The 13,897-nt window shown below is 66.5% G+C and carries 14 protein-coding genes; 11 read left to right on the top strand and 3 right to left on the bottom strand.

Annotated elements, in window-relative coordinates:
- Nucleotides 1-19: 19 nt before the first annotated feature.
- The 10 genes from MP11Mi_RS15990 (at nt 20) to MP11Mi_RS15945 (ending at nt 10,500) form a co-directional block, all read left to right on the top strand.
- Nucleotides 20-211: a ubiquitin-like protein Pup gene (locus tag MP11Mi_RS15990; protein ID WP_236997125.1), complete on the top strand. Its 192-nt coding sequence runs from the start codon at nt 20-22 to the stop codon at nt 209-211.
- Nucleotides 208-1,053: a proteasome subunit beta gene (gene prcB / locus MP11Mi_RS15985; RefSeq protein ID WP_420039864.1), complete on the top strand. Its 846-nt coding sequence runs from the start codon at nt 208-210 to the stop codon at nt 1,051-1,053. The genes MP11Mi_RS15990 and prcB overlap by 4 nt, the downstream gene beginning before the upstream one ends.
- Nucleotides 1,050-1,775, top strand: a complete 726-nt coding sequence (prcA, locus tag MP11Mi_RS15980; protein ID WP_420039863.1) for a proteasome subunit alpha — start codon at nt 1,050-1,052, stop codon at nt 1,773-1,775. Before prcB ends, prcA begins: the two co-directional genes overlap by 4 nt.
- Before the next feature lie 20 nt (nt 1,776-1,795).
- Nucleotides 1,796-3,154, top strand: coding sequence for a Pup--protein ligase (gene pafA, locus MP11Mi_RS15975; RefSeq protein ID WP_420039862.1), 1,359 nt, complete (start codon nt 1,796-1,798; stop codon nt 3,152-3,154).
- Between the two features lie 67 nt (nt 3,155-3,221).
- Nucleotides 3,222-4,163 (top strand): helix-turn-helix transcriptional regulator, encoded by a 942-nt coding sequence (locus MP11Mi_RS15970; protein WP_420042135.1) that lies wholly within the window; start codon nt 3,222-3,224, stop codon nt 4,161-4,163.
- Nucleotides 4,160-5,137 (top strand): helix-turn-helix transcriptional regulator, encoded by a 978-nt coding sequence (locus MP11Mi_RS15965; RefSeq protein ID WP_420039861.1) that lies wholly within the window; start codon nt 4,160-4,162, stop codon nt 5,135-5,137. Before MP11Mi_RS15970 ends, MP11Mi_RS15965 begins: the two co-directional genes overlap by 4 nt.
- A 98-nt stretch (nt 5,138-5,235) precedes the next feature.
- Nucleotides 5,236-5,505 carry a Sec-independent protein translocase subunit TatA gene (gene tatA, locus MP11Mi_RS15960; protein ID WP_420039860.1) on the top strand — a complete coding sequence of 90 codons (270 nt, stop codon included), beginning with the start codon at nt 5,236-5,238 and terminating at the stop codon, nt 5,503-5,505.
- A gap of 18 nt (nt 5,506-5,523) precedes the next feature.
- Nucleotides 5,524-6,525 carry a twin-arginine translocase subunit TatC gene (tatC, locus tag MP11Mi_RS15955; RefSeq protein ID WP_420039859.1) on the top strand — a complete coding sequence of 334 codons (1,002 nt, stop codon included), beginning with the start codon at nt 5,524-5,526 and terminating at the stop codon, nt 6,523-6,525.
- A gap of 3 nt (nt 6,526-6,528) precedes the next feature.
- Nucleotides 6,529-9,276 (top strand): DEAD/DEAH box helicase, encoded by a 2,748-nt coding sequence (locus MP11Mi_RS15950; RefSeq protein WP_420039858.1) that lies wholly within the window; start codon nt 6,529-6,531, stop codon nt 9,274-9,276.
- Between the two features lie 102 nt (nt 9,277-9,378).
- The gene (locus tag MP11Mi_RS15945; protein ID WP_420039857.1) at nt 9,379-10,500 is read left to right on the top strand and encodes a DUF4333 domain-containing protein; all 1,122 of its coding nucleotides are present in this window, start codon (nt 9,379-9,381) and stop codon (nt 10,498-10,500) included.
- Nucleotides 10,501-10,542: 42 nt separating this feature from the next.
- Here the strand turns inward: MP11Mi_RS15945 and MP11Mi_RS15940 are convergent, their stop codons facing one another.
- A complete protein-coding gene (locus tag MP11Mi_RS15940; RefSeq protein WP_420042134.1) occupies nt 10,543-11,490 on the bottom strand; it encodes a 5'-3' exonuclease in 948 nt (315 codons plus the stop codon).
- 55 nt (nt 11,491-11,545) lie between these two features.
- Between MP11Mi_RS15940 and MP11Mi_RS15935 the strand changes: the two genes are divergently transcribed.
- A complete protein-coding gene (locus MP11Mi_RS15935) occupies nt 11,546-12,658 on the top strand; it encodes a M24 family metallopeptidase (RefSeq protein WP_420039856.1) in 1,113 nt (370 codons plus the stop codon).
- A 199-nt stretch (nt 12,659-12,857) separates the two neighbouring features.
- Here the strand turns inward: MP11Mi_RS15935 and MP11Mi_RS15930 are convergent, their stop codons facing one another.
- Both MP11Mi_RS15930 and MP11Mi_RS15925 read right to left on the bottom strand, forming a co-directional pair.
- Entirely contained in the window at nt 12,858-13,454 is a 597-nt protein-coding gene (locus tag MP11Mi_RS15930) for a SagB/ThcOx family dehydrogenase (RefSeq protein WP_420039855.1), read from the bottom strand.
- A gap of 13 nt (nt 13,455-13,467) precedes the next feature.
- Entirely contained in the window at nt 13,468-13,881 is a 414-nt protein-coding gene (locus MP11Mi_RS15925; protein WP_420039854.1) for a TIGR03618 family F420-dependent PPOX class oxidoreductase, read from the bottom strand.
- Nucleotides 13,882-13,897 lie beyond the last annotated feature (16 nt).

Raw genomic sequence — 13,897 nt, 5'->3', positions numbered from 1 at the left:
CACTCTTCAGGAGGCGATGATGGCGCAGGAGCAGGCGAAACGGGGCGGCGGTTCGGGCGACGACGAGGTGACCGGCTCTGGCGCTGCCGGGCAGGAACGTCGCGAGAAGCTGGCCGTCGAGACCGATGATCTGCTCGACGAGATCGACGACGTGCTGGAAGAGAACGCTGAAGACTTCGTCCGCGCCTACGTGCAGAAGGGCGGGCAGTGACCGCGGGTGTCGGCGGTCAGTCCGGGCACAATATCTCTTCGTTCACCGAGTTCCTCCGAGTGAACGCGCCTGATCGACTGCCGGGCGCGTCCACCGGGGGATGGGTGCCCGGCGCCGCCGCCGACCAGATACCGCACGGCACGACCATCGTCGCCGTCAGCTACCTCGGTGGTGTGATCCTGGCGGGTGACCGTCGGTCGACGATGGGCAACATCATCGCGACTCGCGACGTCCAGAAGGTCTACATCACCGACGAGTACTCCGCGGCGGGCATCGCGGGCACCGCAGGCATCGCGATCGAAATGGTCCGGCTGTTCGCCGTCGAACTCGAGCACTACGAGAAGATCGAAGGCGTCAGCCTCACGTTGGACGGTAAGGCTTCTCGGCTCGCATCGATGGTGCGCGGCAATCTGGGCGCCGCGCTGCAAGGGCTCGCCGCCATTCCGCTGCTCGTCGGCTACCAGCCGACCGACAGCACGCCGGAACCCTCGTTCGGGCGCATCTTCTCCTTCGATGTCGCCGGGTCGCGCCATGAGGAGCGCGGCGGTTACGACGCGATCGGATCGGGGTCGGTCTTCGCGCGCTCGTCGTTGAAGAAGCTGTACCGCACCGACCTGACCGCGGACGACGCACTCGCCGTCGCCGTCGAAGCGCTCTACGACGCTGCCGACGACGACTCCGCGACGGGCGGCCCCGACCTGGTCCGCCGGATCTTCCCGACGGCGGTGCGGGTCGACGCCGACGGTGCCCGCGACGTCGCCGAACCTGAGATCGCTGATGCCGCACAGGCTGTCGTTGACCGACGACTCGCCGCCCACGAGGACGGAGGTGATCGACGATGACGTTCCCCTATTACGCGAGCGCAGAGCAGATCATGCGCGACCGCTCCGAACTCGCCCGCAAGGGCATCGCTCGCGGACGCAGTGTGATCGCCGTGACGTACGGCGACGGCGTGCTGTTCGTCGCGCACAATCCGTCGAATACGTTGCGCAAGATCAGTGAGATCTACGACCGGATCGGGTTCGCCGCCGTCGGCAAGTACAACGAGTTCGAGAGTCTACGCAAGGCGGGCATTCAGCTCGCTGACCTGCGCGGCTACTCGTACGACCGCGCGGATGTCACCGGGCTGTCGCTGGCCAGCGCGTACGCGAACACGCTCGGCACGGTGTTCACCGAGCAGGCCAAGCCGTTCGAGGTCGAATTGTGTGTCGCCGAGGTCGGTCGGGTCGGCGCGGACACGCCGTCGCAGCTGTACCGCATCGGCTACGACGGTTCCATCGTCGACGAGCAGTCGTTCCTGGTGATGGGTGGTGCGACCGAACCGATCGTCGCCGCGATGAAGGATTCGTATCGGCCCGAGATGGCGTTGAACGAAGCGTTGACCGTCGCCGCGCGGGCTCTCGTGACACCCAAGGACGGTGACCCGGCACCCGAGGCGGAGGCCGCGCCGCCGTTGTTGCCGGTCACCGAAATCGAGGCCGCGATACTCGACCGGACCCGGTCGCGGCGCGCGTTCAAACGGCTCAGCGACCAGAAGGTCACCGACCTGCTGGGAGGACACTGACGTGGAGTTGGGAGACTGACGTGGAACGTCGAATCATGGGCATCGAGACCGAATTCGGTGTCACCTGCACATCACACGGACAGCGGCGGCTGAGTCCCGATGAGGTCGCACGCTACCTCTTCCGGCGCGTCGTCGCTTGGGGTCGATCGTCGAATGTGTTCTTGGAGAACGGCGCCCGGCTCTACCTCGATGTCGGATCACACCCCGAGTACGCGACGGCGGAATGCGATTCGATCGAGCAGTTGATCGCCCACGACCGGGCGGGCGAACGGATCCTGGAAGACCTCATGCTCGACGCCGAGAAGCGGCTCGCCGACGAAGGCATCGGCGGTGACCTGTACTTGTTCAAGAACAACACAGACTCGGCGGGCAACTCGTACGGCTGCCACGAGAACTACCTAGTGAATCGGATGGGCGAGTTCGGGCGTGTGTCGGACGTGCTCCTGCCGTTCCTGGTGACCCGTCAGCTGATCTGCGGCGCAGGCAAGGTGCTGACCGTCGGCCAGGACTCGACGATGTGCTTATCGCAGCGTGCCGACCACATCTGGGAGGGCGTGTCGTCGGCAACGACTCGGTCACGTCCGATCATCAACACCCGAGACGAGCCGCACGCGGACGCCGAGAAGTACCGCCGCCTCCACGTGATCGTCGGCGACTCCAACATGGCGGAGACGACGACGATGCTGAAGGTCGGCTCGGCGCTGCTGGTCTTGGAGATGATCGAATCGGGCATCTCATTCCACGACTTCGCGCTCGACAATCCGATCCGGGCGATCCGCGACATCAGCCACGACATCACCGGACGACGGGAGATCCGCTTGGCTGGCGGCCGCACGTCGACCGCACTCGCGATCCAACGCGAATACCACGCCCGCGCCGTGAAACATCTGGAGAGCCGCACGCCGGATCCGACGATGGACCGCGTGGTCGACCTGTGGGGCCGGACCCTCGATGCCGTCGAGTCAGGCGATCACAGTGGGGTCGACACCGAGATCGACTGGATGATCAAGCAGAAGTTGTTCCGCCGCTACCAGGACCGCTACGGGATGGACCTATCGGACCCGAAGATCGCGCAACTCGACCTCGCCTATCACGACATCCGGCGCGGCCGCGGAGTGTTCGACGTGCTGCAGCGCAAAGGGCTGGCCGCGCGCGTCGTGGCCGACGACGACATCGACCGCGCCGTCCACACGCCGCCGCAGACGACACGCGCCAAGCTGCGGGGCGAGTTCGTCGTCGCCGCGACGAAGGCCGAACGCGACTTCACCGTCGACTGGGTACACCTCAAGCTCAACGATCAGGCCCAGCGCACCGTGCTCTGCAAGGACCCGTTCCGAAGTGTCGACGAGCGCGTCGAACGACTGATCTCGTCGTTGTAGGCCTTAAGATCACCGCGTGGCATCCACTCCGAAGGCCGAACGCCTCCTCAACCTCGTCATCTGCCTGATGTCGGCTCGGCAGTACGTTACGGCTGAATACGTGCGCGCCAACATCGTCGGATACGACGCGTCGGGACAGAGTGACGAGACGTTCAAACGCATGCTCGAACGCGATAAGAACGAGCTGCGCGAGTTGGGGATTCCGGTGGTGACCGGTCGCAACAGCGTCGGGGAGGAGGGGTACCTCATCAAGCCGGACGACTACGCGCTGCCCGACATCCGGTTGGAGACGGACGAGGCCGCCGCGCTCGCCGCTGCCGCCGCCGTCTGGCGCGTGCCGGACGTCGCCGCAGTCTCCCAGTCGGCGGTCCTCAAACTCCGTGCGGCAGGTGTCGACGTGGTGGCTCCCGACGAACTCGGGGTCGAGCAAGCGGGCGGACCCCGATCGATGGGTTCGGAAACCGTCATCCGTGGGCTCATCGACGCGATCGGCGCCGCGCAGGCGGTCACCTTCACGCACCGCTCGACGCGAGGCCGGTCGACCCGACGAGTCGAGCCGTGGGGAGTGGTCGGCAACCGGGGACGCTGGTACGTGATCGGCCACGATCTGGACCGCGATGCGACCCGCACCTTCCGGACTTCCCGTATCGACGACGTCGCTCCGGCGTCCGATCGAGGGGCCGTGCACGTGCCCGCGGGGCTGGATCTGAATGGTCTCGTCGACGAGGCCGTTAGTCGTGCGGGCGATGCGCAGGACTTCACCGCGCGCGTGTGGCTGGCGAAGGGCCGCGCGCATGGACTGCGACGAATGGCGCGTTCGGTGACCCCGCAGGCTTTGGGGTCGGACGTCGGCGACGTCGCCGAGATCGACGTTCGCTCCCGCGTCGGCGTGGTCCGCGCGGTGCTCAGTGCCGGCCCAGACGCTGTGGTCCTGGAACCAGCCGACCTGCGTGCGACGGTGATCGCCGAACTCGACCGACTCGCCGTCGGGGAAGGAACGACGCGATGAGCACCGCAGCGCCCACCCGGCTGTCGCGCCTGCTCGCGATGGTCCCGTACTTCCTGGCCCGCCCGGGAATCAAGTTGTCGACGGCTGCCGCCGACCTCGGCCTCACGCAGAAGCAGTTGACGAAAGACCTGGAACAGCTCTTTCTGTGTGGTCTACCCGGGTATATGCCCGACGACTTGATCGACATCGAGTTTTCCAGCGGGTACGTCCACGTCGGCTTCACCGCGGGCATGGACCGCCCACTGAGGCTGACCGGCACGGAAGCGAACGTGCTGATCATCGCGCTCCGCACCCTTCTCGACACCGGAGCGGTCGACGCCGACGCGGTCCGGCGCGCCATGGCGAAGATCGAGGACGCGGTCGGCGGAACGCCCAGTTCTGTGTCGACCGTCGGCGCTTCGCCGACCGCCGATGATCCGGTCCGCCAGCAGATTCGCAGCGCCGTCACCGACGGAATCGCCCTCGCCATCCGCTACTACACGCCGAGCCGCGACGAGGTCACCGAACGCATCGTCGATCCGATCATGATTAAGGCCGTCGACGGTCACAGCTATCTGGAAGCATGGTGTCGGTCATCGGATGCGGTGCGACTGTTCCGCTTCGACCGTGTCCTTCACGCATTGCCGCTCGATGAGCCGTCGGCGCCACCGGAGCGGGACCTCGCGCACACACCGCCCGCGGGTACGTCCACGTTGACTGACGACCTGCCGACGGTGCGGATCGAGATCGATCCGGACGCCCGGTGGGTGCTCGAATACTATGCTGCCGACCCGGACACGGACCCCGACACGGGTGAGGCGGACCTGGCCGAGGACGCCACCATCACGGCGACACTGCGCTACGGATCGCCGCAGTGGCTCGAGCGTTTCCTCCTTGGCTTCGGCGGGCGTGTCCGACTCATCGAACCGACCGTCGACGGCGACGTCGCCGGGTCGGTCCGGGCGACCGCCGCCGCGGCTCGCGCGCGGTACTGACCAGAGCATCCACGCAGGGACGGATCATGCTCCAGCGGGTACAGTGAGCGTAGACATCGAGTTCGTCGACATCGAGTTTTTGCAACGGAGGTTTCTTCATGGGCGCCCTTTCCTGGTGGCACTGGGCAATCGTGCTGGTCGTGCTCGTCGTGCTGTTCGGTTCCAAGAAGCTGCCCGAAGCGGCACGCGGGGTGGGACGATCGATGCGCATCTTCAAGTCCGAGATGGCCGAGATGGCGAACGACGGCGACGACAAGTCGAAGGCAGATGAGCCGCGTGAGCTCACCGCACGCGACCAGGACGTCGACGTCAACGTCACGGTGACTGACGAGACCAAGAAGTCGGCCGAGATCAAGAAGTCGGCGTAGCCGCTCCCTGACACTCGCGTGCGAATCAACTTCCGCCGACTCGATCCCCGCCAGCGACGCAGCAAGGTCAACCCGGACGGCTCGATGCCGTTGCGGGAGCACCTGTACGAGCTTCGCTACCGGCTCCTCGTCGCGCTAGCGGCCATCGTCGTCACGACGATCATCGGCTTCATCTGGTACAGCTACGGTCCGTGGCGCCTTGAGTCGCTCGGTGAACTTCTGCGCGGACCCTACTGTGATCTCCCGGCGTCGACCCGTGCCACCCTCACCTCGGACGGCGCCTGCCGCCTCCTCGCAACCGGGCCGTTCGACCAGTTCATGCTCCGCCTACAGGTCGCGCTCACCGCGGGCATAGTCCTTGCCTGCCCGGTGTGGTTCTACCAACTGTGGCGGTTCATCACTCCCGGACTCCACGGCAACGAACGCAAGTATGCGAGCAGTTTCGTGTCGGCGTCCGCCGTGCTGTTCGTCGGTGGCGCGGTGCTCGCCTACGTCGTCGTCTCGAAGGCGTTCGAGTTCCTACTGACCGTCGGCAACGACGTCCAGGTGACCGCGCTGTCCGGTGACCAGTACTTCAGTTTCATGCTCCACCTGCTGGTCATCTTCGGTATCAGCTTCGAACTGCCGTTGCTGATTATTGCGCTGAACATCGTCGGTGTGCTCAAGTACGAGCGCCTCAAAGCCTGGCGACGGGGCTTGATCTTCGGGATGTTCGTCTTCGCGGCGATCGTGACGCCCGGCCAGGACCCGTTCACGATGCTCGCGCTCGCCTGCGCACTCACGGTGCTGCTCGAAGTCGCGATCCAGTTCTCCCGGTTCCACGACCGCCGCAAGGCAAAGCACAGTCCCGACTGGATGAATGTCGACGACGACGAGGCCTCGCCGCTCGAGGAAGTCGACCGTTCCGAGTCGGCGTCACGGCTGCCGCGCCCGACCCCGGTGGGAGCTTCCGGAACGATCGTCGGCACATCGAGCCGCGGTTCGGTGCGCGAACCGTCGTCATTCGATGAGATCCTGTAGGGGATGACTACGCGCGCCGAGATCTCTGGTCCCGAACTCACTGCTTTCGCCGGTCGCCTGGAGTTTGCGATCGACGACTTCCAGATCCGCGGGTGTACCGCGCTCGAGGATGGTCTCGGAGTATTGGTGTGCGCCCCGACGGGTGCGGGCAAGACGATTGTCGGCGAGTTCGCTGTTCACCTGGCGTTGGCGCGGGGCGGCAAATGCTTCTATACGACACCCATCAAGGCGCTGAGCAATCAGAAATACCATGATCTGATCGCCGTACACGGCGCGGAGAACGTCGGCCTGCTCACTGGCGACAACTCGATCAATTCGTCTGCGCCGGTCGTCATCATGACGACCGAAGTGCTTCGGAACATGATCTACGCAGATTCGCCCGCGCTGCAAGGACTCTCGCATGTCGTTATGGACGAGGTACATTTCCTCGCCGACCGGTTCCGCGGAGCCGTCTGGGAGGAGGTCATCCTCGGCCTCGATCCGGGCGTGCGGGTCGTCAGTCTGTCGGCGACGGTCAGCAACGCCGAGGAGTTCGGCGACTGGATCACCACCGTCCGCGGCGACACAGCGGTAGTAGTCGACGAGCATCGTCCGGTTCCGTTGCACCAGCACATGCTGGTGGGCAATCGAATGTTCGAGTTGTTCGACCGGCGCCGTCGTGACGGCGGGAAACCGGAGGTCAATCCCGAGCTGACCCGTTACATCAAGCATCGGGTACTCGGTGCTGACGCGGTCGGCACCTATCGGGATCGGCTCGCGCGCGAGCGTGGACGGCGCGGCACCCGCACCACGGGGGTCTCGCGTCCGCGCTTGGTCTCGATGCTCGAGAATGAGGGGTTGCTGCCCGCGATCGCATTCATCTTCTCGCGCGCGGGATGCGAGGGAGCGTTGGCGCAGTGCCTGCGGTCAGATCTGCGGCTGCTCGAACCCGACGAGGCCGATCGGGTCGACGAGGTCGTCGAGCGACACCTGACCGAACTGGCGCCTGGCGACGCCGATGTCCTCGGCGTCGATGCTTGGCGTGCGGGTCTTCGGCGAGGGTTCGCCGCGCACCACGCGGGCTTGCTGCCGACCTTCCGCCAAGCAGTCGAAGAACTGTTCACGCTCGGACTGGTCAAGGTCGTCTTCGCGACCGAGACCCTCGCCCTCGGCATCAACATGCCTGCCCGCAGCGTTGTCCTGGAGCGGCTCGTGAAATACAACGGCGAGTCGCACGTGGATCTGACGCCGGGGGAGTACACCCAACTGACCGGCCGCGCGGGACGCCGCGGCATCGACGTCGAGGGCCACGCTGTCGTCGTGTGGACGCCCGAAGTGCTGCCCGATCGGGTCGCCGGTCTGGCGGGCGCGCGGACCTTCCCGCTGAAGAGTTCGTTCGCGCCCGAGTACAACATGGCCATGAACCTGATCGACCGGCTCGGGTTGGACGGTTCGCGCACTCTGCTGCGGCGCTCGTTCGCCCAGTTCCAGACCGATCGGTCGGTGGTCGGCCAGGCCCGGCAACTCGATTCAGCCGAACGGTCGTTGCGCAAGCTCGACACTGAACTCGACGCGGCGTCGACGCGGCACGCGCTCGACCCTGATGTTTTCGCTGAATACGTCGACCTCCGTGCGGCCATCAAGCAGCGGGAGCGCGCTCAACGGTTCGTGCGACGTCTCGACAGTGAGGAGTCGATCGCCGAGGACCTCGGCGCGCTCACCCGGGGACAGGTCGTGTCGGTGCAGACGGGCAGGCATCGAGGTCTGGCTGTGGTGCTCGATCCGGCGTGGAAGGGTGCCGACCCGAAACCGCTTGTGTTGAGCGAGGACGGTTGGGTCGGCCGGGTCGGTTCCGCCGAGTTCGTCAATCCGCCGGAAGTCCTCGGCGATCTGCGGGTGCCGAAGGACACCCGCACCCGGCACGCGCGACGCGAGATCGCGGCGGCCCTGCGGAAGTCGGGCATCGAGCGGCCGCGCGGCCGCGTCAAGAAGAAGGCTGCGGCGACTGATCCCGAGTTGGACGAGATGCGGGGCCGACTTCGTCGCCACCCGGTGCACAAGGCGTCTGGGCTGGACGACCTGTATCGGCTCGCCGAGCGGAGAGGCCGGGTTCAGCGTGATGTCGAATCGTTGGGGAAGGCCGTGCAGGAACGGACGTCCCAGCTGGAGAACGACTTCGACGCTGTGGTCGGGGTGCTGCTCGACCTGAGTTATCTGGAGGACGACGGCGAAGGGTCGATCCGGGTGACGCCGACGGGCGCGGTACTGCGCCGCATCTACAGCGAGAGCGATCTTCTGGTTGCCGAGTGCATCCGTGCCGGAGTCTGGGATCGATTGTCGCCGCCGGATCTGGCGGCCGTCGTGTCGTCGGTGTTGTTCACGTCGCGTCGCGAATCGTATCGTGGCGGCGTCGATTCGATGCCGGGAAACCGTGCGCTGCGCGACGCGTTGACCGGGACTCTCGAGGTGTGGGAGGCGACCAATCGGGTCCAGGAACGACGCGGAGTCGTTCAAACACGTGAACCGGATACAGGCTTCTGTGCGGCGGTGTCGGCGTGGGCGTCGGGCCGGTCGCTGAGGGAGGCGTTGCTCGCCGCGACCGAACAAGGGAATCTGTTGTCGCCCGGTGATTTCGTTCGCTGGAACCGGCAGGTCATCGACCTGCTGGAACAGATCCGCAGCAGTGTCGACCCGAATGCGCCGCTGGCGAGCGCGGCGAAACGGGCCGTCGCGGGGGTGCGCCGTGGCGTCGTCGCATCTGAACTCGATTGACGGGTCGACACCGAGGATTCATGCCGGTTGAACCGACCGCGCTGCGGTAGCGTGACACCCAACGCAGATCGGGTATGTGACATTGATGAGGAGAGGTCCGAGATGACCAACGGTAACGAGCCGACTGACGCGGGTACGCCCGACGACGACAAGACGTCGATCGTGCAGCGGCCGGACATCCCGGCGGCTCCGTCGCCGACCGATGGCCCGGAAGGCTCGGATGCGACGACGATCTCGCAGCTGCCCGCGACGCCTGCCCCCGAATCCGGTGCGGGCCAGTCGAATCAACCCGAACCAGGGGCGGCGCATCCGTCGTCAACTCCGGGCGGGCAGCAGGCGGCGTACCAGCCGACCGAGTTCGCTCAGCAGCCGGGCCAGCAGCCGTTCGCCGCGGGCGCGACGCCGGTCTCGCAGCCGGGGGCTCCGTCGGACCCGACGACTGTTCAGCAGACGCCCCAATACGGTCAATTCCAGTACGGGCAAGTCCAACCCGGCCAGGCGCAGTACGGGCAAGTCCAACCCGGCCAGGCGCAGTACGGTCAAGCCCAACACGGGCAAGCCCAGTACGGGCAGCCGCAATCCGATGCGTCCGCCTCCGGCGCCACCGGCCAGCCTCAAGCCGGTCAGCCCCAAGCCGGTCAGCCCCAGTACGGTCAGCTCCAGTACGGTCAAGCGCCTTACGGTCAAGCCCAGTACGGCCAACCCCAGCCCGGCCAGGCGCAGTACGGGCAAGCGCCATACGGACAGCCGGGGCAGGCACAGTTTGGTGCACCCGCTTACGGCCAGCCCCAACCCGGCCAGCCCGGTCAACCCCAGCCCGGTCAACCCCAGTACGGTGCCGATCCGACGCTGAACCCGTACGCCCAGCAGCCGGGCGCGGGAGGCAGTTCCGGTGGCAAGGGCAAGCTGATCGCGATCGTCGGTGGCGTCGTGGTGATCATCGCGGCGATCGTGCTGATCACGGCGTTCGCGTGGCCGAACTGGGCGAAGGGCGGCCTCAACCAGGATGCAGTCCAGTCGGGTGTGGAGAAGACCCTGACAGGTCCGCAACCGGACGGTTACGGCATCTCTGATGTGAAGGACGTCAGCTGCCCGGACGGCCAGAAGGTCGAGTCGGGGACCACGTTCACCTGCTCGGTGACGGTCAACGGTGAGAACAAGCATGTGACCGTTACCGTGAAGGACTCGGACGGCACGTACGAAGTGTCGCGCCCCACTAACTGACTTTTCCGCACTGATTCGCCCACTGGAGTGGGGCGGGGCCGACTAAAAGGTCTCGTCCCACTCCAGTGCTTTGGCGAGTCGGTTGACGCTGGCGGAGACGCCGAGTTCGGCGACCAGTGCGCGCAGGCCGTCGGCGTCGTCCGGGGCGATCGGCAGGCGGTCGTCGGTCCGGCTCTCGACGGTGTCCGCGTCGGTGCGGACGGCGACGACGACGCGCGCCGCGGTCAGGTAGTCCTTCGATGCGACGATCGATTTTCGTGCGCGGGCCGCCACCGCCGAGTTCGAGTCGTAGGCGGCGGTTTCCAGCGCGTCGAGGTCACCGTACTCGGTGATGAGTCTGGCAGCGGTCTTGTCACCGATGCCGGGGACGCCGGGGAGGCCGTCGGACGGGTCGCCACGCAGTATCGACATCTCCGCGTACCCGGTTCCCGCGCGGTCTTCGGGCACGTTGTATTTCGCTGCGACTTCGGCGGGCCCCATGAGTTCGGCGTTCTTGAGTCCACGTCCGACGTAGAGGACGCGGACCGTCACCGGGTCGTCCGCGACGACTTGGAGCAAGTCGCGGTCGCCGCTGACAACCAGGACCGAATCGGTGGCTTCGGTGAAGGCGAGTGTTCCGATCACGTCGTCGGCTTCGCAGCCGAGCGCGCCGGAGGTCGTGATGCCAGCGCAACGCAACGCTTCGGCGATCATGTCGACCTGCGGGGTCAGCGTGTCGGGGACCTCTTCGATGTCGCCGGTCGCGGAGCCGTCGCTCGGGGTCGCGACACGATGCGCCTTGTAGGACGGGATCAAATCGGTGCGGAACGTCGGTCGCCAGTCGAGGTCGAGGCAGACGACGAGGCGCGTCGGGCGGTGTTCGGTGACGAGCGCAGCGATCGTGTCGAGAAAGCCGCGTACCGCGTTCACGGGGCGTCCGTCCGGTGACGTCATCTTCTCTGGCAGGGCGTAGAAGGAGCGGAACCACAGGCTGGCACCGTCGAGCAGCATCACCGATCCGGTCATGAACAACACTCTTGCATACCCGTGCAATACGCTGGGGCACATGGCAGCTCGATTCGACTCCACTGTGTACGCGCAACGACTCGATCGCGCAGCGGTCCTGGCCCGAGACGCCGGGATCGACGCGCTCATCGTCGGAACCGGTCCGGACTTCCGTTATCTGACGGGATCGGAGGCCAACACCTTCGAGCGACTCACCGCTCTCGTCGTCCCGTCGCACGGACGTGCGCGGGTCGTGACCGCCCGCCTTGAGTTGGCGGCACTGCGCGATTCTGCGATCGGCGACTTGCCTGTCGATGTCATCGACTGGGTCGACGGGCAAGACCCGTACGTGTTGGCGACCGACATTTTAGCGCCGAATGCCCGGCTGGCCGTATCCGACTCATTGCCCGCACTGCATCTGATTCCGTTGGCGGCGCGGACATCCCGTGCACCAGAGTTGGCGACCGCCGTCCTGCGTGAACTCCGCATGATCAAGGACGACGCCGAGATCGAAGCGCTTCGCCGTGCCGGAGCCGCGATCGACCGGGTCCACGCGCGCATGGGCGAATTCCTCGTGCCCGGTCGTACGGAGGCAGAGGTCGCCGCGGATATAGACATCGCGATCCGTGCGGAGGGCCACACATTCGCGGAGTTCATCATCGTCGGTTCGGGTCCGAACGGTGCGGATCCGCACCACGAGCACTCCGACCGGGTGATCCGAGCCGACGACATCGTGGTGATCGACATCGGCGGCCCCGTCGAACCCGGCTACAACTCCGACTCGACGCGCACCTACTGCTTTGGTCCGCCGCGCGCCGACATCGCCGCCGCGTACGACGTGTTGGAGCGGGCCCAGGCCGCCGCCGTCGCGGCCGCGCGGCCGGGTGTCAGCGCCGAGGCCGTCGATGCCGCCGCGCGGACCGTCATCAATGACGCGGGGTACGGAGAACAGTTCATCCACCGGACCGGGCATGGTATCGGTCTGTCGGTGCACGAGGAGCCGTACATCGTCGCGGGCAACGACGACGTGCTCCGCGAGGGGATGGCCTTCAGCATCGAACCCGGAATTTACGTCGCGGGCGACTGGGGCGCTCGTATCGAGGACATCGTCGTGCTCACGGCGGACGGCTGTGAGCCGTTGAACACGCGACCGCACGGTCTAGTGCAGCTCTAGTTGTGATGGGTGACGTCCCGATGATTGGGGCGTCCAGTCTTTGTGCTTCGCCGCTGTGGTCGTTCGCCGCGCGGACGATGTGGGTGTCAGCGGTCTATCGGTCGAGCGGCAGTACCGGCATGACATGCGCCGTGGATCTTGCGCGGCCGGCTGAGGGGTGTCGCGCCTGCGAGACCAGCGCAACGCTCGCGTGGTGACTTCAGCGCGAGGTAGGAACACCGATCGGCATGACCGCGGTGATGGTCTGTTCCGGCGGGATCAACCGCACGGCGGCCGCCGCCATCGCTGCGTCGTCGAGGCCGCCGAGGAGGACCGTCCCGAAGTCGTTCTCGGCAGCCCAGAGGTAGACGTTCTGCGCGATCAGGCCGGTCTCGATCCAACAGAAGCGGGTACCGCGGTGGTGCCCCTGGTCGACGAAAGCGTCGTCGGCTGCTGCGATGTCGGCGGAGAGGACGAGAGCGGCCGGACAGTGCGCGAGCCAGTCCGCGTCGAGAGTCGCACCCGCGACGGCGGCGAGGAAGTCGCCGTCGACGACCGTCACGAGTTCGTCGAGCGCCCGGTCGTACCGGTACGCGGCCGCGGTCAGGCCGGCTACCGCGCGGGTGATCACCGTGACGTGCACGCCGTATCGGGCGTGCGCGGACCCGTACCCGCGCCGCCCGTCTCGGCCTGCGCCCTCCACCGTGGCGATCAGGCCGTGCACCGCGGCAGAATCGATTGGAGTCGGCCGGTACGCTTTCGTGGACCGTCGCCGGTCCAGGAGAGCGCCCAGTCCAGACCGTATCGGTCCGGTCATGCGTCCGCCCCGATCATGCGTCCGAGTCGGTGAACATCGTGGCTGAGCCGATAACCCGCCGCACCGTCACCTCGATCACCACGCGCTTGGCGTTCTCGCGCGGCCTTCGATACCGCGTCTCGTAACGGGCTTCGGCGTCGCGGACCGACTCGGCGTCGGCGAGCACCCGGGCGGGGCCTTCGACGGTGAGCCATCGGGCGCCGTCGACGTGCGTCAGAGCGGCGTACTGTCCGCGCGCCGCGTTCTTCGCCTTCTGGTTCCCGCCGGACGTGATCACACGGGCGACTCCGGCGCCGATATCGACCGTGAAGCCGACCGCGCAGACGTGCGGTGTGCCGTCAGCGCGCAGCGTCGCCAACGTCGCAAGGTATCGATCAGTGAGCAGGTCGTGGGCGGCGGGCGAAAGATCGGCGAGGGTGTGCGGCATGGATTCGACCCTAGTG

Source organism: Gordonia abscondita (genome assembly GCF_032711245.1).
Lineage (GTDB): Bacteria > Actinomycetota > Actinomycetes > Mycobacteriales > Mycobacteriaceae > Gordonia.
This window is presented reverse-complemented; position numbering and strand designations above follow the sequence as displayed.